This window comes from Cryobacterium sp. TMB1-7 (assembly GCF_004402435.1).
Classification (GTDB): domain Bacteria; phylum Actinomycetota; class Actinomycetes; order Actinomycetales; family Microbacteriaceae; genus Cryobacterium; species Cryobacterium zongtaii.
Genome location: NZ_SOFZ01000008.1, coordinates 29228 through 51326 on the forward strand (window position 1 = coordinate 29228; position 22099 = coordinate 51326).

The 22099-nt window shown below is 62.3% G+C and carries 27 protein-coding genes and 3 pseudogenes; 18 read left to right on the plus strand and 12 right to left on the minus strand.

Annotated elements, in window-relative coordinates; translation table 11 throughout:
* Positions 1–16 precede the first annotated feature (16 nt).
* From E3O60_RS02715 to E3O60_RS02730, 4 genes are read left to right on the plus strand one after another with little or no spacing between them, the layout of a single operon-like run.
* Positions 17–247: a hypothetical protein gene (locus tag E3O60_RS02715; RefSeq protein ID WP_088458289.1), complete on the plus strand. Its 231-nt coding sequence runs from the start codon at positions 17–19 to the stop codon at positions 245–247.
* Complete coding sequence (locus E3O60_RS02720; protein WP_088458288.1) at positions 244–1086, plus strand: Fic family protein; 843 nt, start codon at positions 244–246, stop codon at positions 1084–1086. Before E3O60_RS02715 ends, E3O60_RS02720 begins: the two co-directional genes overlap by 4 nt.
* A gap of 6 nt (positions 1087–1092) precedes the next feature.
* Positions 1093–1674 carry a recombinase family protein gene (locus E3O60_RS02725; RefSeq protein ID WP_088458287.1) on the plus strand — a complete coding sequence of 194 codons (582 nt, stop codon included), beginning with the start codon at positions 1093–1095 and terminating at the stop codon, positions 1672–1674.
* Positions 1671–2168, plus strand: a complete 498-nt coding sequence (locus E3O60_RS02730) for a hypothetical protein (protein ID WP_088458286.1) — start codon at positions 1671–1673, stop codon at positions 2166–2168. The genes E3O60_RS02725 and E3O60_RS02730 overlap by 4 nt, the downstream gene beginning before the upstream one ends.
* 1 nt (position 2169) lies before the next feature.
* Here E3O60_RS02730 and E3O60_RS19065 read toward each other — a convergent pair whose 3' ends face one another.
* From E3O60_RS19065 to E3O60_RS02745, 3 genes are all read right to left on the minus strand, one after another.
* The gene (locus tag E3O60_RS19065; RefSeq protein WP_121678522.1) at positions 2170–2397 is read right to left on the minus strand and encodes an AlpA family transcriptional regulator; all 228 of its coding nucleotides are present in this window, start codon (positions 2395–2397) and stop codon (positions 2170–2172) included.
* A complete protein-coding gene (locus E3O60_RS02740) occupies positions 2369–2686 on the minus strand; it encodes a glutaredoxin family protein (RefSeq protein ID WP_088458285.1) in 318 nt (105 codons plus the stop codon). The genes E3O60_RS19065 and E3O60_RS02740 overlap by 29 nt, the downstream gene beginning before the upstream one ends.
* A 235-nt stretch (positions 2687–2921) precedes the next feature.
* A complete protein-coding gene (locus tag E3O60_RS02745) occupies positions 2922–3260 on the minus strand; it encodes a hypothetical protein (protein ID WP_134480601.1) in 339 nt (112 codons plus the stop codon).
* A gap of 239 nt (positions 3261–3499) precedes the next feature.
* On the opposite strand from E3O60_RS02745, the gene E3O60_RS02750 reads away from it, so the two are divergent.
* The 4 genes from E3O60_RS02750 (at position 3500) to E3O60_RS02770 (ending at position 8552) form a co-directional block, all read left to right on the plus strand.
* On the plus strand, positions 3500–3892 hold the full coding sequence (locus E3O60_RS02750) for a plasmid mobilization relaxosome protein MobC (RefSeq protein ID WP_088458284.1): 393 nt from the start codon (positions 3500–3502) through the stop codon (positions 3890–3892).
* A complete protein-coding gene (locus tag E3O60_RS02755; protein WP_088458283.1) occupies positions 3889–5547 on the plus strand; it encodes a relaxase in 1659 nt (552 codons plus the stop codon). Before E3O60_RS02750 ends, E3O60_RS02755 begins: the two co-directional genes overlap by 4 nt.
* A 15-nt stretch (positions 5548–5562) precedes the next feature.
* A complete protein-coding gene (locus E3O60_RS02760; RefSeq protein ID WP_088458282.1) occupies positions 5563–6411 on the plus strand; it encodes a hypothetical protein in 849 nt (282 codons plus the stop codon).
* 1718 nt (positions 6412–8129) lie between these two features.
* A complete protein-coding gene (locus E3O60_RS02770) occupies positions 8130–8552 on the plus strand; it encodes a YkvA family protein (RefSeq protein WP_088458281.1) in 423 nt (140 codons plus the stop codon).
* Between the two features lie 11 nt (positions 8553–8563).
* On the opposite strand, the gene istB is transcribed toward E3O60_RS02770, so the two are convergent.
* Complete coding sequence (gene istB, locus E3O60_RS02775) at positions 8564–9376, minus strand: IS21-like element helper ATPase IstB (RefSeq protein ID WP_088458280.1); 813 nt, start codon at positions 9374–9376, stop codon at positions 8564–8566.
* Positions 9377–9585: 209 nt separating this feature from the next.
* Here istB and E3O60_RS02780 point away from each other — a divergent pair, with 209 nt between their 5' ends.
* From E3O60_RS02780 to E3O60_RS02795, 5 genes and pseudogenes are all read left to right on the plus strand, one after another.
* Positions 9586–10371 carry a hypothetical protein gene (locus E3O60_RS02780; RefSeq protein ID WP_134480600.1) on the plus strand — a complete coding sequence of 262 codons (786 nt, stop codon included), beginning with the start codon at positions 9586–9588 and terminating at the stop codon, positions 10369–10371.
* Positions 10372–10436: 65 nt separating this feature from the next.
* Positions 10437–10559: pseudogene (locus E3O60_RS18810) on the plus strand (recombinase family protein); the annotation flags it as partial.
* A gap of 149 nt (positions 10560–10708) precedes the next feature.
* Complete coding sequence (locus E3O60_RS18970) at positions 10709–10837, plus strand: hypothetical protein (RefSeq protein ID WP_255416820.1); 129 nt, start codon at positions 10709–10711, stop codon at positions 10835–10837.
* 358 nt (positions 10838–11195) lie between these two features.
* Positions 11196–12362 (plus strand): LCP family protein, encoded by a 1167-nt coding sequence (locus E3O60_RS02790; protein ID WP_240632539.1) that lies wholly within the window; start codon positions 11196–11198, stop codon positions 12360–12362.
* Positions 12363–13138: 776 nt separating this feature from the next.
* On the plus strand, positions 13139–13372 hold the full coding sequence (locus tag E3O60_RS02795) for a hypothetical protein (RefSeq protein WP_134480599.1): 234 nt from the start codon (positions 13139–13141) through the stop codon (positions 13370–13372).
* A 193-nt stretch (positions 13373–13565) separates the two neighbouring features.
* On the opposite strand, the gene E3O60_RS19070 is transcribed toward E3O60_RS02795, so the two are convergent.
* Positions 13566–13751, minus strand: a complete 186-nt coding sequence (locus E3O60_RS19070) for a hypothetical protein (RefSeq protein WP_370028327.1) — start codon at positions 13749–13751, stop codon at positions 13566–13568.
* Positions 13681–14224: pseudogene (locus E3O60_RS02800) on the minus strand (IS110 family transposase); the annotation flags it as partial. The gene E3O60_RS19070 and the pseudogene E3O60_RS02800, both read right to left, overlap by 71 nt.
* Positions 14225–14954: 730 nt before the next feature.
* Between E3O60_RS02800 and E3O60_RS02805 the strand changes: the two are divergent.
* Positions 14955–15194 (plus strand): hypothetical protein, encoded by a 240-nt coding sequence (locus E3O60_RS02805; protein ID WP_088458276.1) that lies wholly within the window; start codon positions 14955–14957, stop codon positions 15192–15194.
* Positions 15195–15363: 169 nt separating this feature from the next.
* On the opposite strand, the pseudogene E3O60_RS02810 reads toward E3O60_RS02805, so the two are convergent.
* A pseudogene (locus E3O60_RS02810) lies at positions 15364–15759 on the minus strand (IS982 family transposase); the annotation flags it as partial.
* A gap of 7 nt (positions 15760–15766) precedes the next feature.
* Here E3O60_RS02810 and E3O60_RS18815 point away from each other — a divergent pair.
* The gene (locus E3O60_RS18815; protein WP_279628315.1) at positions 15767–15922 is read left to right on the plus strand and encodes a hypothetical protein; all 156 of its coding nucleotides are present in this window, start codon (positions 15767–15769) and stop codon (positions 15920–15922) included.
* Positions 15923–16421: 499 nt separating this feature from the next.
* Here the strand turns inward: E3O60_RS18815 and E3O60_RS02820 are convergent, their stop codons facing one another.
* From E3O60_RS02820 to E3O60_RS02830, 4 genes are read right to left on the minus strand one after another with little or no spacing between them, the layout of a single operon-like run.
* On the minus strand, positions 16422–17276 hold the full coding sequence (locus E3O60_RS02820) for a CPBP family intramembrane glutamic endopeptidase (protein ID WP_103461432.1): 855 nt from the start codon (positions 17274–17276) through the stop codon (positions 16422–16424).
* The gene (locus E3O60_RS19075; protein WP_370028325.1) at positions 17231–17749 is read right to left on the minus strand and encodes a putative immunity protein; all 519 of its coding nucleotides are present in this window, start codon (positions 17747–17749) and stop codon (positions 17231–17233) included. The genes E3O60_RS02820 and E3O60_RS19075 overlap by 46 nt, the downstream gene beginning before the upstream one ends.
* A gap of 46 nt (positions 17750–17795) precedes the next feature.
* Entirely contained in the window at positions 17796–18413 is a 618-nt protein-coding gene (locus tag E3O60_RS02825) for a TetR/AcrR family transcriptional regulator (RefSeq protein ID WP_088458274.1), read from the minus strand.
* Positions 18395–18787 (minus strand): VOC family protein, encoded by a 393-nt coding sequence (locus E3O60_RS02830; RefSeq protein ID WP_088458273.1) that lies wholly within the window; start codon positions 18785–18787, stop codon positions 18395–18397. The genes E3O60_RS02825 and E3O60_RS02830 overlap by 19 nt, the downstream gene beginning before the upstream one ends.
* A gap of 99 nt (positions 18788–18886) precedes the next feature.
* Between E3O60_RS02830 and E3O60_RS02835 the strand changes: the two genes are divergently transcribed.
* A complete protein-coding gene (locus tag E3O60_RS02835; protein WP_088458272.1) occupies positions 18887–19774 on the plus strand; it encodes an SDR family NAD(P)-dependent oxidoreductase in 888 nt (295 codons plus the stop codon).
* A gap of 186 nt (positions 19775–19960) precedes the next feature.
* Entirely contained in the window at positions 19961–20374 is a 414-nt protein-coding gene (locus E3O60_RS02840) for a RidA family protein (protein ID WP_088458271.1), read from the plus strand.
* Between the two features lie 89 nt (positions 20375–20463).
* On the opposite strand, the gene E3O60_RS02845 is transcribed toward E3O60_RS02840, so the two are convergent.
* Positions 20464–21108: a recombinase family protein gene (locus E3O60_RS02845; protein ID WP_088458308.1), complete on the minus strand. Its 645-nt coding sequence runs from the start codon at positions 21106–21108 to the stop codon at positions 20464–20466.
* A gap of 324 nt (positions 21109–21432) precedes the next feature.
* On the opposite strand from E3O60_RS02845, the gene E3O60_RS02850 reads away from it, so the two are divergent.
* The gene (locus E3O60_RS02850) at positions 21433–22008 is read left to right on the plus strand and encodes a DUF4232 domain-containing protein (RefSeq protein WP_165789045.1); all 576 of its coding nucleotides are present in this window, start codon (positions 21433–21435) and stop codon (positions 22006–22008) included.
* Positions 22009–22099: the final 91 nt, after the last annotated feature.

Below are 22099 nucleotides of genomic sequence, written 5' to 3' on the forward strand. Positions count from 1 at the left end.
GTCGAAAGGGCTTCCAATGACCGCTGGCTATGACGTTCAAGCGCTTTACCCGGACCTCTTCGAGGGCGTCGATGAGCCCACCGCGCGGCGGGTGGCGAGCAATTTCGGGAGCGATGCCCACGAGGGCCGTGAGGCATCTCGGCGCGACGTCGAGCTGGCTGTTCTCCTGGCGACGAAGAAGATTTCTCCAGAGCAGTTCCAGGTTCTCGCTTTCGCTGAACTCGGTATCTCTACCGACACCCTATGACGGCCGGCACGGAGCCTTTCGATACGTCGTTCCCAGACTTTCCTTCGACGCTGTACCCCGTTGGGGAGCCAGGCGGAGGGGTAGTGATGCGGAACGTCATGGGGATCCGCGACCGAGCGTTGCTACAGCAGGTCGAATATGTCGTGGCGGACCGGGTTCGTGATTCCATCCAATCGGGTGCGATCCCCATCGAGCGGACGTTCGACCTTGAGCACGCCCGGCAGCTGCACAAAGCACTGTTTTCAGACCTCTACCCAAACTGGGCCGGCGAGGTGAGGCCATTCGGAATGAACAAAGGTGGTGGTCAACCATTTGCTCAGCCGAACCAGATCGATCATTACTGGCGAAACGCCACCGAGGCGATCCGCACCGCGGATCTACCCGCCATCGGGCGAGAGGACTTCGTGTCAACGCTCGCCACCGTCTACGCGAACATCAATCAGGCGCATTTCGGCCGAGAGGGCAACGGTCGCACAGGCAAGCTGTTTCTTGAGCACGTTGCCGAGCAATCGCCATTCGAACTGGACTTCCACCTGGTCGATAAGGCTGTGTGGAATGAGCAGTCAGAGCGTTCCCGCCCCGAGCCCGGCTACCTCGGGGTGCGCCCGGCGGAGCTGGTGGCAGTGTTTGACCAGATCACGTTGGATCGAGCGCAGCCCGCGCCTGTTCAGACGCTCCCGCTTAGCCCGGAGCTGCAGCGGATCATCGATGTGAACAAACGGAATTTCCCGACGAGTGCGACAGAGATTGGCCGACCGACTCAGGGCAGTCCCGCCGAAGGACGGGGCTACCAGGCACCGGGCCAGGGGCACAGCACTGGGAAAGGCTATGGAAGGTAGCGGGTCGTGAGCGTAGTTGGATATACCCGCGTATCGACGCAGGATCAGAGTCTCAATTCGCAGAGCGACGCGCTCCGCGCGGCGGGTGCCGAGTTCATCTACTCGGACAAGCTGACCGGCAAGAACGCGGCTCGGCCGGGACTGGCCGAGTGCATGAAGTTCTTGCGCCGTGGTGACACTCTGCTGGTCTACAGCACCGACCGGCTAGGCCGGTCGATGACCGACGTCGTGACCATTGTCGCTGACCTGGGGGAGCGGGGCGTGGAGTTCAAATCGCTCACGGAACCGTTCGACACCACCACCCCCGGCGGTGAATTGTTCTTCCACATCTGTGCCGCGTTCGCGCAGATGAATGGTCGCATCATCTCCGACCGCACCCGCGCCGGCCTCGCATCCGCGAGAGCCCGGGGCCGGCTCGGTGGTCGACCAAGCGTGATGACCGCCGAACGCGTCGAGGTCGCCCGGCGCATGCGCGCCGAGAAAGCGACCTGGGCGACCATCGCCCAAACGCTGCAGGTCGGTGCATCGAGCGTGCGCCGCGCTCTCGCTGACGACACCGACGAACACGAATCGAAGGAGACACAATGACCGACGCTGCAGCCAGCAACGAAGACGGGTTTGACGCCATCGCGGCCGGGATCCTCGCGGACGAGTTTCGCCAGAGTGAGCGCGAACGCAAGTTTGAACGGGAGCTTGATATCTACCTAGACGGCGGGAGTTACGCCGAGGTCGACGGGGCGACTCACATCGATGACGGACGACTCGATGAGCCGACCGAAGACACCGCGCGACCAGGTGCAGCTGAGGGCTATTTCGCGGAAGCGCGCGCGAGGGCGATCTACGCGGGGGAGACGCCGCCCGCGTCGATCGAAGAGCTGCACGCGCGGTCGGCGCTGCCCGTGGTTGAGCCGGCCCCTGCCTCGCTGGATCCCGAGCTGCAGCGCATCGTTGACCTGAACGCCCGCAGCTACCCGACGAGCGCGACGGAGATTCGCGCGCCGGGCAAGCACGCCGCGCCGGCCGGGCCCCGGCATCTCGCCGAGAGCCCCGAGCAGGACCAGAACCACGACGTCGGTCGGTGACCTACGCGGGACGGTCGCCGTCCCAGGCGGTGTGCCGAGCCTCCCATTCGTCGACGCTCGACCGCAGATAGCGCACGGTCTTTCGCGACAGAGCGACGAAGGCCGGCCCCTCGCCGCGGTGCCTGAGCCGCGCCAGATCCCGGCTGCTCAGTCGCAGCCGCTCCGCGGTTTCGGCTCCGCGACCTGCGGCCGGCTCTTGGCTACTCCCATGAGTCGCACCCCAGCTCATCGGTCGAGCTGGCCGGCACGGTGGCGGGTGCCATGGCCACGGTTTTGATTCTGTCCGGGCGGAATCCCGACCAGCTCGCGGCGCCGACGACGACGACCGGTGCGGACGAGTAGCCGAGCTGTTTCACAGCGTCGAGCGCGCCTGCATCCGTGGCCAGGTCGACCACGATGTACGGCAGCCCCGCGTCGTCAAGCACTCGCGTGGTCAGGTCGCATTGCATGCACCCCGGCAGTGTGTAAACGGTCAGTGAGTCGTTCACGGTTGTTCCCCTCTCAGTCCGGAAGTCCATCGACGTCAGATCACAGATGGCCTGAACTATTCGATTTATCGGGGTGTCAAGGGCGACCGAAGGTCGGATTCCGTAGGAATCTGCGCAGCACCCTTTACTCCCGCGGGAGCGAAGTGCAACCCGTTCCACTGCAGAGCACTTCTTGGTTAAAGCAAAACTCCGGAGGGTACGACAAAGCCCCGCCGAGCTGCACGCTCTGGCGGGGCCTACTGTGTCGCTTCGTGCTACGAAATGGTCACTCGCTAGGTGCGTCCGTCACTGTGGGCGCATCGCGGCGCTTACGCGCCTTCGGTGCCGAACGCCCGGGCGCTCGAACGCCCGTTGCGCGCAGTTCCTTCTCAGTCCAGCCAGCATTTAGCGCCGCCTTCCACGCGGTGGCGTGTGCGTTGCTGGACTCTTTATGAGCCGCCTCAGCATCCTTGATTGCCTGCTTGAGTCGCGCATCTGCAACGTCGTTCTGCTTTGCCGCCTCAGCTATGGCCACAACCGCATTCACACGAGCCGACACGTCGGCTTCAATCAAGGCGCGTGCACGCACGGCCACTTCGTCGTTAGTCACATTTGCATCGCTCATACAGTCGACAGTACCGAGGGAATAGCGTTCCCGGCCAGACAAGTGCGAGCACTTGCTTTAGTTCACTCTCACCCTCGAATTCGCGCCGATGAAGTGAACCCTTTTTGGAGCAAGCTATAGAGTTACCGGTGGTAACTTGCTTTGAATCTGGACGCGGGGCGTCAGATTCGGCATACTTGTCGTATGGTCCCCCCGAAATTCGGGGGTTCGCTGCGCTGGGCCAGGGGAGTGGATGGAACATGAGCGACACGAATGAGGGTCGCCTGTTTGGCCGGAAGCGCCGCAAGAATGCGGACACTCCCAGGAAGAAGCACTACAGCGTTTACGTCTCCGACGCGGAGGACATTCAGCTGCAGACCCGTGCCGCTCTTCGAGATGTCACCGTGCCGCGGTTGTTGTTCGAGTCGGCCATGGATTCTCAGGTCCAGACCTCGACAGACCGCAAGCTGGCAATCGTCGAGTTGTTCGCCGTTCGTAAGCTGCTGGCCAGCGTCGCGAACAACGCCAACCAGCTCGCCAAGTTCGCGAACACCGAGAGCCAGTTTCCCGTTGAGGCCGAGTCGATCATTGCGGAATACCGCGCGATGGTCCCTCGCCTTTCAGCCGCGATAGATACGTTGGCCGACTCATGATGCCCAACATCACCCGAGGCGGCCAAATGGGTGGACTCATGGTCTACCTGGCCGGCGCCGGTAAGTCGAACGAGCACGAGGAACAGCACCTCGTCGCCGGAAACTCAGCCGTTGTTACCATGCACGGGTACGGCGTTCTCGACCGCGATACGGCCCTGGCCATTGCAAAGGACTTGGACGAACCGCGGGTGAAACTCGGAGTCGAGGTCACACGCCAGGCGCGCATCACTGATCCAGATACCGGAGAGTCGATCACGACGCGAGTCGCCGCCGACGTCTGGCATTGCTCGCTGTCGCTGCGCGCAGAAGAGGGGCAGCTCTCGGACGAGAAGTGGGGCGCCATCTCCCAAGACTTCGTGGATCGAATGGGCTTCACCGAGGCCAGCGGCAAGGCCGACTGCCGATGGGTTGCTGTGCGTCACGGCCTCTCGACGAACGGCAACGATCACGTGCACATCGCTGTCTCGCTAGTCCGCGAGGACGGCACCAAGGCACCGACACACAACGACTTCAAGCAAGCTCAGGGCATCTGCCGTGACCTGGAACGCGACTACGGCCTGGAACAATTGGAGTCGCGGGAACGCGGCATCGGTGAGCGCGGGATCAAGCCCGCCGAGCAGGCCCGGGCGCACCGCACCGGCACTGAGGTCGAGGCCCACAAGCTGGAACGCATCGTGCGTTCAGCGTCGGTGGCCTCCCTCGACGAGGGGGAGTTTGTGCGCCGCATGCGCCACGGTGGAGCACTCGTGCGGCCCCGCTTCGCCGCTGGACGCGACGACGTTGTGGCCGGCTACTCCGTCGCATTACGACCGGAGAAGGGCGCGCAGCCCGTTTGGTACGGCGGTGGCCGACTCGCCCGCGACCTGACCCTCCCGCGCATGCGCGAGGGATGGCCGGACAGCCCCCAGAGTGCCCAAGGCGCAGTGGACGAGTGGAGGGCCACGAGCAAGAACCCGTGGCAGTACCGCCCGGTCGCTCCGGGCCGGGAAGAGACGACGCCAGATCCGAAACTGTGGAAGCAGTACACCGACGAAATCAAACAGCTCCGCGTGCAGATGCGAGAGATTCCGTTCGAGGACCGCGCCGGCTGGGCGCACCTGGCCCGCGACACCGCCGGGGCATTCGCGGCGTGGTCACAGCGCGTCGAGGCGACGCCCGGACCGCTGGCCCAAACCGCACGGGACCTGTCCCGTACAGCGCAGATCCGCGCCCACGAATCCAAGCCGAAGCCCGCCGGCCGGGTGTCGGTCGCCGGGGCCACGATGATGCTGCTGCAGGCATCGACCCAGGGCCAGGGAACGATGGCCGAGGCGATCATGCTGCGCCAGCTCGCATCGACCGTCAAAGCGGTCATGGACATGCACACAGCTATCGGTGATGCCCAGCGCGCATCGCAGCTCGACCGCACGTTGCGGGAGCAGTACTCGCAGGTGCGTGACCGTCTGCCGGCTATCGTGCGCGCCGAAACTGGACAGACCAACAACGCCATGCCGACGCCGGCCGAAGGACTTGACCCGGAGCTAGCGAAGATCGTCCAGGCTGCACAGCGCGGCCAGGTCGTCCCCGGAACGGGCTCGCCCGTGCCGACGCGAATCGAGTCCCACAAGCCACAGACCACCGTCACGCCGAACGAGCGCGACGGTCACGAGAGATAACGAGGGGGCATCACCATGGCCGAAGAAGCAGACGGCATCGGCGACGCGTTCGACGGGCAGATGCGGGTCGCTCTGACCGTGGCCACGCAGATGGCCGAGCGTTTCGCCCGGCTCCGTGAGGAGCTAGCCAGGAACGCCCAGGCGCGCACCGAGCAGCAGACCAAGGAGCTACAGGCACGGTTCGATGCGGAGCGGAACGCAGCACGAGCCAGCCTGGCTCCCGTGCAGCAGCAAGAGTGGTGGAACACCGCCGGGGTCGACGACATTGCCACGGCTTACGAGACGGCCAACGCTTGGCGCACCGTGGATCCCGACATTGCGCGTACGTCCGATCGCATGAGCGAGGAACTGCGTGGCCAGTACGGCATCGACGTCAACAACCTGGACGCCGATCCCCTCGCAGTGCGAGAGGCACTAGCCCGGGCTCAGCAGGACCGCAGCGCTGCCGCGGAGAGCCGAGGCGAGAGCGGCAAGGACTACGCCGAAGCGGCATCGCTGCTCACGGTAGCCGACCAGCTGGACCGCAAAGCCGAAGAACGCGACCGCGACCAGAAGCGCGCCGAGAACACCCACGACGAGCCCACGGAGGGGCTGTCACGGAAGGAACTGACCGGCAAGGCAGACGTCACTCGCGACAACGCCGCGAACGCCTACGACAGCGCCGGGCGCCGCGAATCCTTCGCAGCCGACATGGAGAAGTCGGGTGTCGACCCTCAGCTGGAGAAGGTTCGCCTGGTTGCCGATCGAGAGAACGGCACCCACGCCAGCGCAGCCGTGGCGACCAAGCCAGGCAAGCAGCCCAAGTCCCGCACCAACATCAAGGCTGCCGGCCTGCAGCGCGAACGCGGCGGCCTTAGCCGATAGCGGGTGACTGAATCGCTGCATGGTTTGTGTTACGGCTTGTGCCAGCAGTTCACGTAGAACCCGTCCACCGCATTTTTTTAGGGCGGGTCTATCGGACATTGTCCTGTCCCGAGGATCCGGGCGTATCGATAGTCGGGGGAGTGCCAGCCGGCCGATCCCTCATCGGACTGCTGCAGGGATGTCCGTCCTATCCCGCTGAGGTCGACTCTAAACAGGTTGGGCGCGTCTTCATCTGGTGGACCGCTCTGCGCCGGTTGGGCTATGCGCCGCGGGCTGGATGCCGGCGGTGGGACGCTCAAATTGGAGTTCTGTCACTAATTCTCGGTCACTCAACCAGGTGCCGGCCGCAGGCGAACGCATTGAGACGAGTTCAGTGATCGCGCTGAAGTCATCGTTGAGATTTCGAGAGAAGATCGGCTCGTGGTGAGCGACTCGGTTACGAAAGTTCCGGATGAGTTCGAGGTGGTCGTAGATCTTCTGACGGACGCCTGATGGTGACGAGCCTGACGCATTGGGGAACAGGCTTAGGATCTGTTGGTCCCAGAGCCGCTGATCGTAGCGAGCGGTGAACATCTTTTGCCAGAAGACAAACTTGACCTCGGGGATGACCTTGCCAGCGGTCGGTTTCCCAGTGCGAGTGTTCCTGAGATCGCGGCGAGGATTGTAACTGCGCGACCTTGGCGGAGGGCTTTGAAGACTTTGTTCGAAGCCCTGCGACCAAGGCCAGCGCGCTCCGTATACGGTCTCGATTCCTTCCGCCGCTGCGTTTCGGGTTAGCACCTCAACAAAGTGGAGGGGGGAGCATGAAAGCGGCCGAAACCTGCGCATTCCAGGTGTAGAGCTCAAGGGCGTTAGCGGGGTTCCCCGGGATAGCTGCGTCATTAGTACTGATTCGGGGAATCGAGATAGCAGCTCTTATCTGGGAAATCACAGCTGCCTCCATAGTTTGAGCGTATACTGGCCGCAACGAGTCGTGAGACATGTTGGCTTAGGCCTCCCTCGCGGACATACGAAACGAACGGCCCTTCGGCAACGAAGGGCTGTTTTTCGTTTATCAGTGACTGTTGTTGAGGACGACGAGTGTCGCCCTACGGGGGAATGCGCGACAGGGGATCGGCTATTGAGGCGCGTCTTCATCAGCCAGGCCAGAGGTTGCTTTCAAGACGCGCCCGGAAAGCTGCTGCTCGGCTGGACACGCGTCGGGGTTAGGGCACAGCAAGAGAGCCAGGACTCGAAGCCCAAGGTATAGCTGATATAGACGAGATCAGCTGCCCCGGTGGGCGCCAACGCATCTTCGTCGCTCTGCTTAAAGATGTCCGTGCCGCGAGGTCCCGACGGTTTCGAGGAAGTGCAGGGCATAGCCTTGAGGCGCCTTGTATCCCTAGAGATAGGGGATGGAATAATAGATTGATTGAGCTACGAGGACGTGGTCATGTCAACCCAAATGGGACCCACGAGGGCAATCTAGGTCGGACCCGCTTCGGTATGACGGGGTTTCACGGGCAATCTAAACGAGACCCACCGTGGCTGCTTGGGTCAACGATTGGTCGGAGTTCACTGCGACAATTGGTTTATGACGTCTCTCAATGATCGCGGCGCGGCTCTCTTTTCGGGCCCGGCGCTTCTTCGGCGGGGGTGGACCCGGTGGCGGGATTCATTATCGCCTATTACGCACTCCGAGAAGTGATTCACATTCTCCGTCCGGCCGCGCAGTAGTCATGTCCGAGTGGTGGCAGATTCTCCTCAGCATCGTCCTCGGGCTCGTGCTCATTTGGTTAATCCTCGTGCTGTTGCTCTGGTTCGAGCAGCGGAAGCATCCTGCCCGGGCATCGTTGCTGGACCTGTTGCGTCTGGCGCCGGACGTGGCGCGATTGTTGAAACGTCTCACGAGCGATCGGACCGTGCCCGTGGGTGTGCGGATCTGGCTCGCCGTCTTACTGGTGTATCTGCTGTCCCTGATCGATCTCATTCCCGACTTCATCCCGGTCCTTGGCTATGCCGACGACGCGCTCGTCGTCGCGATTGCTCTTCGCTTCGCGACCCGCCGGGCTGGAAGCGCTGCGATCGAGCAGCACTGGCCCGGGACCCCTGCCGGCCTGCAAGCGGTTCTTCGTCTGGCCGTTCTGACTTCTTCCTCTTAACCGTCACTGGTTCAGGCGCTCGAGTGCTGTTGCCTTTGGGTGTGGGCGAGACGGTAGGAGTCGGTCCCGGTCTCGATGATGGTGCCGTTGAACATTAACCGGTCGACAATTGCCGCGCAGAGCCTCGGGTCGGTGAAGGTCTTCGTCCAGCGGGAGAACGACTCGTTTGAGGCGATCGCGATCGAGTTGTTCTCCTCCCGTTCGGTGAGGACCTGGGACAGCAGCTCGGCGCCTCGGCGGTCCGATTCCATGTAGCCGAGTTCGTCGGTCATCAGCAGATCGACTCGCCCGTAGCGGGCGATGGTCCGGGCGAGGTTCTTCTCGTCGGCCGCCTCGACGAGTTCGTTCACCAGCCTGGTGGCGAGCGTGCATTTGACCCGGAACCCTTTCTCCGCCGCCGCGGTGCCCAGAGCGATGAGCAGGTGGGACTTCCCGGTGCCGGAATCGCCGATCAAACACAGCGGCTGACCTCGACGGACCCAGTCGCCGGTGGCCAACGTGTTGATGGTCGCGGGGTTGATGTTCGGGTTGGCATCGAAGTCGAAGTCCCCGAGCCACTTGTCCCGGGGAAACCCTGCCGCCTTCACCCGGCGGACCCAAGACCGCCGGTCGCGGTCGTCGCACTCCGCCAGCAGCAGCTCTGCCAAGAACCCCTGATAGCTGAGCTGCTCCTTCTGCGCGACGGTCGTGGCCTCGTCGACAACGGCTCGGATCGTTGGCAGCCGAAGCCGCCGGCATGCCTGGTTGATCGCAGCGTTCGCCGTTTCCGCTGTCAAGCCTCGCCGCCGCCTCAAGGTGGTGGTGATGCTGGTCGTGGTGGTCATGAAGCTGTTCCCTTCTTGATGCTGGGGAGCATCCGATACCGGCATCAGTTACTCGCATGCGGCGTTGCAAGGGCCTCGGAAAGCACAAATTCGAAACAATCGAAACCGAACCGCTACGGCTTGAGCAACTCGGGATCCGGAGTTCGCGAACCAACCGCATTCAGCCGTTCGCCGGCTCGCAATAGCGGGCGAGCCTTCGCAGTTCATTCATGGCCGGCCACACCACAACAAGCACGAAGATGATAGACGAAGTGGCCAATGGAGTGAGTGCCAACTTGATCCGCAACTACAAGAAAGCTCAGCGACCGCTCCGCGCGGCCGAACGGGCCAAATTCCCCCACCTCCGTGTTGCGGTGCTCGACTCAGCTACCATCGACATGGTGGAGGTCGAACTAGACCGCGACGAAACGCGGATCCAACGCGTTTTGGATGCGCTCTCGACTCGTGGACGCCAATTCCCTTCTTCGGGAAAGTCCCTTTCACCTGCGGGGTGGGCGGGTGCGACCGATGTCCTCAACTGGTTACTGAAATCTTTCCCGAAGCTCGACGCACCTATATCAGCAGCCGTGCAGCAAAACCGTAGCTTCCGCTGGTCACCACCGGTGACGACCCACCATCCGACGACAGTGCTGAAGAAGAACAATCGGGAGCCGGCCAAATTTGCGTACGGCCAGTTCTTGAAGAGCATTCAGTACGCTCTCGACGGACGCTCAAACGCTGAGTACACCGCTGATATGGCCGCAAAATTCGTTCTCGACAGCCTAAGCGGCCAAACGACAGTTCACTCCGCACAGCTCGCCGTCGGAATTCTCACCTGCCTGCGCCACGTCGATGACATCGCTTACCTCCGCTGCGCGGTGATGGTTAAGAATCTGCGTAGCGTCACGCTGATCGCTGAGGAAGTATACGGCCTGATGCGGACACCATCACCTCGTCTACAATTTGAGCGCCCGGCTCCGCGCTCTATACAGACGGGGGAGCCAATGGTCTCCTGAACTGACAATTGTCTCCGAAGAGACATCAACGCTGATTGTTCCCGCGGCTTGTCAGAAAAATCCAGAACCCTGCCGTCATCGCTGAAAAACTCGCGATCGCAAACGACGCCCGTGCAAAGGGGCGCACCGCTGAGGATGCGGCACGCCTTGTGGGCTGGAGTCGAGCGACTCTCTACCGCCGCCAGTAGGCATTATCCAGCGAGAGCGCCTCGACATAGCGAGATGGTAGATGGTGGATATCACGGTCAATCGCCGCCGCCCCTCCTCGATTGCGTCGTTCAAGTTGCAGGGTCGTGAAGAAAACGTCGTCGGTTAACCGGCGACTCTTTCTTTCGTCATGGTTCCGAACGCCTTACAGTCTCACAACCAAGCCCTCATCGCCCTCGCCCGGCGACGCCCCGACGTCCTCTACGCCATGCTCCGCGACGGCACCCTCTACCAAACCGACCATCCACTCGCCGCTTGACAAAAACATGGGGGCGCCCCCTTGCCGGATCTGTTTTCAGCAATGAGTCTTGGGCACGAAGAACCATTACGGATCGGGAGACGTAGCCGTCGAGCGACGAAGTAATTCACCAGCACGATCAGCGACCCATGAAGAGGCTGCGCGCACTGCTGAACCATGCTGGGTGTCGAGCGCATTTCCGTTGGCGGACCAGGCGCTACGCTCGACAGTACTGCCGAGACAGATCAACCACGGTGGAGAACTGTTTAATCAGCAATCAGTCGCATTGGGGAGGGTCGTCGTGGCGGATAGCAGCAGGCGAAGCACACGGGTAGTGGGAATCGCACGTCATGGACGTCTGAAGCGATCCAATCCCTACGTGAACGTCCTCAAGCTGGTTGCGGTGGGGCTGACTGTGGCTCTCGTCAGCACGGCCTCGGTGGCCGCCATTGCCGTGTCGAGCTTCAGTCAGAAGGTCGATGACAATGCCATCGACATCGGCGTCGGACAGACCAATGCTCCAGCGCCCCAGCTCGGAAGCTACCGAGATGGGTTCAACATCCTCATGGTCGGCGTCGACAACGATGCCGCCCAAGGTGCCGCGTATGGTGAACGAGACGCGACTCTGAACGATGTGAACATTCTCGTGCACGTGTCTGCAGACCACACGAACGCGGTCGTGGTGAGCATCCCTCGTGACCTCATCGTGGCGCACCCCGAGTGCACAGACGCCGAAACCGAAGAGACTTTTGACGCCATGTCGGCGCGCCCCATCAATGAGGCCATGTCTCGCGGCGGATTACCCTGCGTGGTCCAGACGGTGTCCGAGCTGACAGGACTAGACATCCCCTACGCCGGCGTCATTACCTTCAGCGGTGTTGTGGAGATGAGCGACGCCGTGGGTGGCGTACCCATCTGTCTGAGCGCGCCTATCAACGATCCTGACGCGGGCCTCAACCTGCCTGAAGGGCCGAGCATCGTCGCCGGGGAGAACGCTCTGGCATTCCTGCGCAGCCGCGAAGGCGTCGGCGACCGCAGCGACCTGGCGAGAATCTCCTCGCAACAGATGTACATGGCCTCACTCATGCGCACCGTCAAGAGCAACGGCACGCTCACCAACATCCCCACTCTGATCAACCTGGCCAACGCTGCCGCGACCAATATCCGGCTCTCGACCAACCTGGCCGACATCGACACCATGGTCTCCATGGCCCTGGCACTCAAAGACATCAACCTGGATCGACTCCTGTTCGTGCAATACCCCGGCACGACCGACGATCCCGACTTCCCGAACAAAGTGGTACCGATACAGGATGTGGCTGATGAGCTGTTCGCCAAACTCGCAGCCGATGAGCCCTTCGCTCTCCCCGAGGCCACGGCAGGAACACCCACGGTTGAGCCTCTGCCCCCAGCAACGGATGAGCCCGCGCCGGAGACACCCAACGAAACCGCCGCACCTGCTCCGGAGACAAGCGCCCAACCCTTGGACGGGTTGGCCGGACAAACTGCTCAGGACGAATCCTGCGCCCAGGCTTTCACCGGGTGACACTAACTGGATCCGGGGCCCTGACTATTGAGCGCACACCGCACTGTCCAGGGCTTAGAAGCGCGGTAGCAGCGGGGCCCTGGCGATCCCGTAGAACATCGCTTCACCAGCGCAGAGAGGCTTGTCGCCACTGCCGCCAAAGGAGATGTTCACTGGCGAGAACCACGGGGCGCATCCCGTCAGATCTGAGACCCGAGTCCGTCCATGCGGCTCTCGGTGCGAATCAGCGGTTGAGCGGCGTGACCTTCTTGCGAAACGACGACGGCTCGGCCGTCCTGCCGTCTGCGAATCGCAGCCCTCCGGTCGACTCGTAACTTTGTCCGACCGGCTCACTCGTCACCAGCCCCACTAAAGGGTCTTGCCGAGTGATAGCGCGTGGAGAAAAAGGTGACGCATAGAGGATGCTTCGCCCTAGCATTCTTCGAAATTGGGGAAATAGCTTTGGAAAAAGTGAATATGTCGCGACTCGCCATCATCATCATCGGGGGTTCCTCGCCGTCGGCGCGCTCTTCATTTCAACGGCAGTCCCGGTCTCGGCGGCAACGCTCACCCCATCGGCCGCGGTACCTGTTCAGGTGGCCGTGACGGCCCCCCTTGTTCGCAACGGCGAAGTCTGTCCAACAGGCGGCCGGGCTGTTCAGGGCAAACATTGTTTCGGGGTATTGCCAGTCCAATAACGTCGGCAGCACGAGCTTCACCGGGTCCCTCCAATGCCGACTTCAGGAGGGTCCAGCTGCACGCAAGGATATACCGGCCGTGTCGATGAGGTCATGGGTGTGAACAGCTGGCAGGGGGTGCAGCGTTTTTTGGCCAAGTCATACGGGTACAAGGGCCCCATTGCCGGAGCGCCGGGAACCCACACCTACAAGGCGTTGCAGCGGTGGGCCGCAGACGATGGCCACAGGGGAACCTACACCGTGCCGATCGACGGGGTCATGGGCACTAAGAGCTGGACCGGCCTTGACCGCGCTACCGAGTACGACTTCTATTACCCGGGCGTCCGGCGGTAATAGGCGCTTTCAATCACAGAAGTGACGCCCGGGTTAGTTGGGACTATATGGTCCCTCTAGACCCGGCGTCTTTTCGTCTTTCTGGAAACGTGGTGGCGCCATCGCCAACGGGGAGATCCCCGCTGCATGCGCCCCCCCCCCCCCGCTTCGGCCTCAACGAGGCCCCATTGGGTGGGGTGCCCCTATGTTTTTGTCAAGCGGCGAGTGGATGGTCGGTTTGGTAGAGGGTGCCGTCGCGGAGCATGACGTAGAGGACGGCGCAGCGTCGCCGGGCGCGGGCGATGAGGGCTTGGTTGTGGCGTATGCCTTGGGCGATCTTGCGGTCGTAGCAGGCGCGTGAGAGCGGGTTGCGGAGCGCGGCGAATGCAGAGAGAAACAAGGATCCGGTTGCTCGTGGCAGTGGTCTGACCGACGACGTCGTCGTCGAAGCCGCAGAGCATGGAGAGCTCGGCGACCTGTTCGTCGGCGAGTTGCAGCGACCGGAGCGCGTACGGGAGGCTTCGGGCTGCTTGGGCGCTGATCGCGGCGTCGCGGGCGTCGGTCTTGACCTCACTCGCGTGCAAGTCAGCGGTGCGCCGCATGGCCAGGCCCGGCAGGTAGCCGACCAGCACGTTCTCAGCCTGGGCGACGGCGATCGGCAGTGGCCCCGATTGTCGCGGGTTGATCCACGACGAACAGTACCTGGCCGTGTCGTTTCAGCCGCCCGATCAGGTCCCGCAGCTTCAACTCATCGTTGGGCAAGGCCTTGTCGAAGAGTTGCTTGCCCGCCCGGTCGAGGGCGACCGAATGGTGTTCTCCCTGGCCAACATCCACGCCGATGAAGACGTCAACGCTGTCGTAGTTCTCGATCATGATGCTCCGTTCAGGTATCGTTTCGTCGGACTGAACCGCGGCAGCCACGTTGCGAATGGCCTGGAACACGTCCCGGTCCAGCCCCTATCAGCGAATACTCAATGCCAGTCAGTCCCGGTGACAACACCCCCCCCGGATCATGGACAACGGGGGGGGGGGGGGNCAACACCCTCACAGGACTACACGCCCAAGGGCTATGAAGAAAGTAACGGGACTCTGTGACCGCCTTGTCCCCTCGGGAATGTCACACCGCTCCGGACAGCATGGCTTGGCTCGCCCTCCGGTCGATTCGAAATCCTGCCAGATTGGCCAGCTCGCTGCAAGCCCCACTAGAGGGTCTTGCCGAGCCCTTTGAGGGTGGAGAAATATGTGACAAATAGAGGATGCTCATTCCGAGCATGTCTTCGACATTGGGGGAATGGTTTTGCAAAAATCAAATATGTCGCGGTTCAGTGCAGCTGCTTGGGGAGTCCTCACGGTCGGCGTGCTTGCCGTTTCAACAGCAGTACCCGCGTCGGCGGCGACGCTCACTCCGGTCGCGGCGACCTCGCCGGTATCCACGACTATCAGTGCGGTCCAACCGGCTGCCGGACTCATCAAGATGAACCCTGTTTCGGCATATTGCCAGTCCTCAAACGGCGGTAGCACGAGCTTCTCCGGGTACCTGCAGTGTCGACTCCAGGAGGGCCCCGCTGCACGCAACGGCTACACTGGACCCGTCGACGGGGCCATGGGTACCGCAAGCTGGCAGGGGGTGCAGCGTTTCCTGGCCAAGTACTACGGCTACACCGGACCTATTGACGGGGCACCGGGCTCCAACACCTACAAGGCGCTGCAGCGTTGGGCGGCTGACGGTAGCCACGGAGGCAGGTACACCGGACCAATCGACGGAGTCATGGGCACGAACAGCTGGTCGAACCTCGACCGCGCTGTCGGCTACGACTTTTATAGCCCCGGTGCGCGGTTCTAGGCGCTTACTGGCATAGAACAGACGCCCAGGTCGGGCGGAGCTACATGCTCCACTCGACAAGGGCGTTTTTTCGTGTTCCTGGAGCGCGCGGTGGCGCCTAGCTGAATGAGTCCTAATGGTCCTAGGCGATGAGGGATCGCTTGTTGGCTGTTCCGATTAGCCAGTTGTGTCAGATACCTGCGGCGAGGGCGAGTAAGCGGCCAGCAACGCGGGAGTAGAGCCCGGGGACGGGGCGGCCGCCCTGGTCTTCGAGGGTGAGTTAGCCCACTAGGGTGTCGAACACGGACTTGACCGATTGGCGGATGATGCCGAGCTTCCCGAAGCGTTTCTTCTCGTCTTTGCGGTCGTGAGGGATCAGGTGCGCGCCGAGGTTGTCGGTGATGAACGTCTCGAATTCGCGGCCGGCGAAGCCTTTGTCGCCGATGATGACTTGGTCGAGGTGGAGCAGGTGTCGGTCATGGCGGAGCATTGTTTCGGCGGGTTCGTGTTCACCGATTTTCGGGTTAGCCAGGCCCCAGATTTCGGGCATTCCGTCGGGAGTGCAGATCAGATAGAGCCGGATTCCCCCGACAGTGTTCTGCACCCAGTGCTCGCAGAAAGGCTGGCACCAGCGGCTGGGCTCGGGAGTCCACGCGAACGCCCTCATGGACCGGATCATCCACAACACGATATGGATCGAGACCGGCGACACCAATATGCGTGAACACACCGCGGACAACGCGGCGTGATCCAGGTCGGTGAGCGCGAGCTGAACCGCTGGCGCTCACCGGCAATACTCAGTGGGCGCTGAAGGGCAATCTCCACGCCGACATCGCCAAGGACCTCGGCGTCTCGGTCCCCACGCTCTACCGCTGGGTTCCAGCCCGCCAACAATGACGTTCACCCAACTAGGGAAGAGCGGATTCAACTCTTACCGTGTTATTCATTCCGTTTCGTGAGCTGACCCCGAGTACGTCACGCAGGAACTCGGCTACAGCCAGGCCCCGGTGGTGGTGGTCGATGAGCACGACCACTGGTCAGGCTTTCGGCCCGACAAGATCGCCCAGCACGGCAAACGAGCGGTATTTCCGTCTGATGCAACATGAGAGATCGCAGTTCTTGGGCCGCCCGCCGCACGAAGTCGCCAACCGCAGTGTTACTGCTGCACGGTACCGCCGAGCGCGAGGCGTGGGTAGAACGCTCTGCAACTACCTGGCCTGTCGCCGCCGGTTACGCATGGGGACTTCGTCATCCGCGATGCGACCGGTGGAGGGATGCCGCCTTTCGGGCGCCCTTTCCTTCGTCATTCCGCGCTACTGGGCGGGCTCCTCGCGTTGGGGCTGCGATAGCCATCACCGTCGCGATGGTGCCGAGGAGGACGAAGAGCCCGGTGTCACCCGCTAGGTACTCGTTGACGAGCACTGTCTGGTTGGTCAGCACGATAGCAGAGCCGATCCACGCGAACGCGACGTTGTGTGCGACGTGAGCGAGCACTACCGGCCAGACGCTGCCGGACAGAGTCCGAAGCTGGCCGAACAGGAAGGAGAACGCGATGACGGTGGCGGAGAACAGCGTGAGCACGATCCATCGGTCTCCGTCAGCGTGGTAGAAGGGCGTGAATAGGATGTACATGAGGTGCCAAATGACCCACACCACACCGATACCGAGATAGGCAAATTTCTCACCCAGCCACGGCACCACGCGCGGTTGTAGGTACCCTCGCCATCCGACCTCCTCAGCAAAAGCGAGGACCGTGCCGGTGATGCAGAGCGAGAGGAGGTCCTGCAAGGCGGCCGCGGTGGGTGCCGCGATCTGCGAGAAGCCGAGCACGACGGTCATACCCGCTGCCGTGACCGAGACGCCCGCGGTCGCGGCAAGCGCTACCGGCCACCAGCGGAGACCGAGGCGGGTGATTCCCAGTCGGCGCCAACCTTCCGCGCGGTATCCGTCCCGAGTGACCACGAACATCATCAGGGCGGTCACGAGCAGCGGCGAGATGGCGAGGACGAGCCCGCCGGCGAACGAGGCAGTGGACGCGGCGACTGAGGCGACGAGGACTACGTAGAGGATCGAACTCGTGCGGTCCGAGAGATTCTTGAACATGATTCCTTCGGTATTCGGATGCGTGGCGCTGGACGCGCTGCGCCGGACAAGAGAATGCAGTACCATGCACCATGGCGCCTTCCTAATCTGCCGAGCCGAGTCGGTCGCGAGCGTCCGGCGAAGGGATGACGTTCGGGACGGAACGTCATCCCTTCGGCGATCGCTACGCGCGGCCGGTCATCACCTGGTCGCTGCTCCCCGAAGATCGGCAGAGCGCGGTCGGCGCAGCTCGCCGCCCACAACACGAGCGCGTGATGGAATGCTACGACCCCTTGAAGCCGCCCCCGTTCACCGGAACCTATTTCGGACGGGTCTACCGGACGCGGCGCGGCCGTGTCATTCCGGGCGTGTTTGTCAATGCTCGCGATTGGGTGCACAAATATCCGGTGTTTTGTGCACACCTTGGTATCCGAGGCTACGTGCGGAAACGTGTGGTTGTACCCTGTGCCAGGTCTTTTCTCGACTCGCGACATCCGCCTTTAGAGCCGGATCCGTCTAAGGAGATGGGTTGAGTTACGCTCACCGAGCATCGGTCAGCGATCGGCAGAGGTTTGTGACGATGCGATCAAGGAGTGCTGGGTCGATGTGTTGGCGTGAGAACCAGCGGCGGTAGTAGAGCGGTCCCAGGGCTTCTGCAGCGACGACGTCGGCATCCGTTCCGGGGCGGATCTCTCCACGGGCGACGGCGTCCTCGACGATCCGCACCACCGGCGCGGCCCAAATGGTCTGGAGCAGGGTTTGCACCTTCGCCACGTCGGGATCTCGTTCGCTGGCGTCCATGATCGAGGGCAGCACTTTCGCCCAGCCGGCGTTCTCCAGCCGCTGCGCGACGTCTGTGAGGACTTGTCGGAGGTCGGTTTCGAAGGTGCCCTGAGTGGGGATTTCGAGGTTGACGCCCAACTTCGAGCAGGCGTCGAGGAGCAGTCGTGTGCGGGTTGGCCAGTGACGGTAGATGGTCGTCTTTGCCACGCCGGACCGGCGAGCTATCTCGTCGATGCTCACTCCTGAAAAGCCGTCCTGGACGAGGAGGTCGTAGGTGTGCGCAAGGACCGTTGTTCGCGTCCGTTCGACGCGAGTGTCGACTCGTTCTTTGTTCGCCACCGAAGTTCCTTTCGCGGTCAGTTTTGGGATGGCCATGCCCGGTCGGCGTCGGGGACGGGTGTGTAGAAGTTTACGAGGGTGCCGTCCGCCGTCCGGAGGATCATGGAACGGTTGCCCCAGGGCTGGACTGTTGGCGTCTGGATCATCTGTACGGAATCATCGAGCTCTTTTCGGACTTCATCGAGGTCGTCGACTTCGAACTCGAGGATTTGAGTACCCGGCGCGCTTCCGGCTAGCGCCGTCGTCGCCGCGGCCAACCCGGCCGGCGTGCAAAACGCCAATACGGCGCCGTCGGTCGGAACTTCCATGTACTCCGGGTACCCGCTTGCTTCTCGACCGAGGAGCCGAGCGAAGACGCCGGCCGAGGTGGGTACGTCAGTCGTGACGATACGGACAGATCGCAAATTCATGATTGTCTCCTTCAATGAGCTACGCGACGGTAGCGTAGCGTTAAATCGTCGGGTCGGCAAGGTTGCGCGGTCCCTAATGGAGGAGATTCATTGACATTCATGGAGCTGAGCGAGGACGCGTCGCGTCTTGCAGGCAAACGGGTCGTTGTCACCGGGGGGAGTTCGGGCCTCGGTGAAGTCGTTGCAGCGACCTTGTCTCGAGGAGGTGCCCATGTCACTTTGGCCGTCCGTGACCTCCAGCGAGGACAGGCTGCGGCTGCGAAAACGCCGGGTCGGGTAGACGTTGCAACCCTTGAGCTGGGCAGCTTGTCCTTCATCAAGCAGTTCGCCGATTCGCGAACGGAACCCATCGATGTCCTGATCAATAACGCCGGGATCATGATGCCGCCGTTGGGTCGGACCGAGGACGGGTTCGAGACTCAGTTCGGTGTGAACTACCTGGGCCACTTCGCCCTAACGATGCGGCTGTTGCCGCTGATCAGGGATCGCGTGGTGACGGTCACGTCGGATTACTACCGATCGGGTTCGATCGACCTCGACGACCCTAACTACGACCGGCGGCGCTTCAATTCCGGCAAGGCGTACTCGCAATCGAAGCTCGCTGACTTGATGTTCGCGCGCGAACTTGGTCGCCGACTGACCGGGACGGGATCCCGCGTTCGTTCGCTTTCTGCCCACCCTGGTTACGCCCGTACGAGCCTGACCTCGCATGTGGGCAGTGTCGCTTTCCGGGTTATCGACAAGGTTCTGGGCCCGGTGATCGCTCAGGATGCCGCGGGCGGGGCACGGTCCTTGATTGCAGCAGCGGTCTCGGATCTGCCCAGTGGCACTCTCGTGGGGCCGGGGGGTCTTTTCCATCTGAAAGGCAACCCTGTCGTTGCTCCGGTCGCCAAAGTCGCCCTCGATGAACACATGGCGCGAAAGCTGTGGATGCTGTCGGCAGAAATGACCCGAGTCCCGATTAATGCGCCTCTGGCCGCCAGCTGAAAAACCTGCCTCCCTCAGCTGCCACCGGTCGGTGTGATGGAGGGCCTCGGAGTCAGCAACGGAAGGGAGCGTCCTACCTAACCCAGGTCGAACCGATAGTGGAACGGCCGAGAAAGCCGTGCCTGTTCCAGCAATGTCCTCCTGACCAAAGCACCGACCACCCTCCTGAAGGCAGTACCGTCAATCATGAGCCTCGTCCAGCGCAGCAACCCTCCCTCCGCTGTTGCCCCCGCCGGCAAGTACAGCCACCTCAGCATCGTGGGCCAAGACACCCCCGTGGCCACGTTTGCGGGACAAATCGGTGCCACGTCCACTGGCACAGTCCCCGGGAGTGCGGCCGAGCAGACCCGCCTGGTTTTCACGGCCATCCGTGCCCTGCTGGACTCCCAGCACGCCGCCCCTGCGGACCTCGTAAAGCTGACGACCTACATTGTCGGGCGCGACAACCTTCCTGACTTCAACGCCATTCGTGACGAGGTGTACGCCGACTGGTTCCCGGCTGGCGAGTTCCCACCCAACACCGTGCTTATCGTTGCCGGCCTCGCCGCCCCACCCCTGCTTGTCGAAATTGAAGGCAGTTTCGTGTGTGGGCGACCGTGATCTTATCTGCCGTCGGCACCTGGTCACGAGGGGAAGAGGTTACATCGCCGTCGAATTCGAGACAGACCCCTGCGCTGTAATCCGGTGTGTCACGGCTTTCGTGATGTCCGTCGAACGGAAGCAGGACGGTTCAAGATCCGAGTTCCATCCGCTCGGATCTCGCCGGTTGGCGACACGTGTCGGTAGAGGGTTTGTCGGGAGATGCCAAGCTCGTCGCAGAGTTCGCCGACGTTCGTCTCCGGGTTGCCCATTGCCGCCATCGCTGTGCGCACCTTTGTAGGGGTCATCGTGAAGGGCCGGCCCCCGACGCGACCCCTGGCTCGGGCGGATGCGAGGCCGGCGACGGTACGTTCGGAGATCAGTTCCCGTTCGAATTCGGCCAGGGCGGCGAAGATCCCGAACACGAGCTTTCCCGCCGCGGTGGTCGTATCGATCGCGGCGCCCTGCCCGGTGAGGACCTTGAGCCCGACGCCTCGGGCAGTGAGGTCATGAACAGTGTTGACCAAGTGGTGCAGGTCGCGGCCGAGCCGATCAAGTTTCCAGACAACGAGAGTGTCACCGTCTCGAAGAGACTTCAGGCAGGCGACGAGTCCCGGCCGGTCGTCTTTCTTTCCCGAAGCGTGATCCTGATAAAGCAGCTCCGCGTCGATCCCGGCTTCGAGAAGTGCGGCGCGTTGCAGGTCGGTCGTTTGAGTGCCGTCAGCTTTTGAGACGCGCATGTACCCCATGAGCACGGTCAAGACTCCTGTCACTTATACGTTCGAATATGTGACTGTTAGCGCTTTGTGGCGGCGTTCTGTGATCGCTCTTTGGCGCATCGACCTGGTAACCCTCGTTGTCTCAGAGCGGGTGGGCAGCGTCTTGTATCCGATGGGGTTTGACACTCTGAGGTTGCGAGACACTTCACCCCGTCGGAGGTCAAGTCTGCGATAAGGTCCGAATCTTCACAGCGGTCGGACGGCTGCCACACCGTCGGCCCGCCATATACTGCACACACAGCAAGGCTCAAACCGGGGGGGCACCAGATGAACGTTCGACCTAGCAAGCTGATCCAAGTAATGGGACTGCTGACGCTGCTCCTGGCGGCAGTCGGACTCACGGCTTGCGCGGACGCGGCACCCGACGCCACGAACTCAGCTTCCCCGGCGTCGCCGACATCAAGCGAGACGCCGGCGGCAATCGCTTCGACGACGCCCGATGTCCCAGCAGCGGGCTGCGATTTCACGTCGACAAGGGAAATCTTCAAACAGGACTACCCGGAGAGCGATGGCCTCTTCTACATAAAGCTGACCAACACGACCTCGACGGGCTGCGAGCTGTCGGGGTATCCGGACGCTGACTTGATCGACTCATCCGGTCTAACCGTGGGAGGCCCTGTTTCACAACTCAACGACATCCCGGACCAGGTAGTCTCCGTGGAACCCGGGGGCGCCGCCTATGTGCTGATTGGATTCAGCGGGCGCACCCGCTTCCCGAATTGCAACCTCGTCGGCGCAGATGCAATCCGGATCCGAATTCCTCAGACCGGCCAGGAAATCCTGACAGATGTGAAGGATCTCTTAATTTGCGACCCAGACACCGCGGGGTTCTTGACGTTCAACATCGCGCCGACGAAGGACAATGTCATCTCCTAATTGGATGATTGATCCGAGATGACCTCGGGGTCGATGGAATCGTCCCTTTTTCGGCCGCGCCGAGGGCGGCCCGCCCGCCGCCATCGTCTTA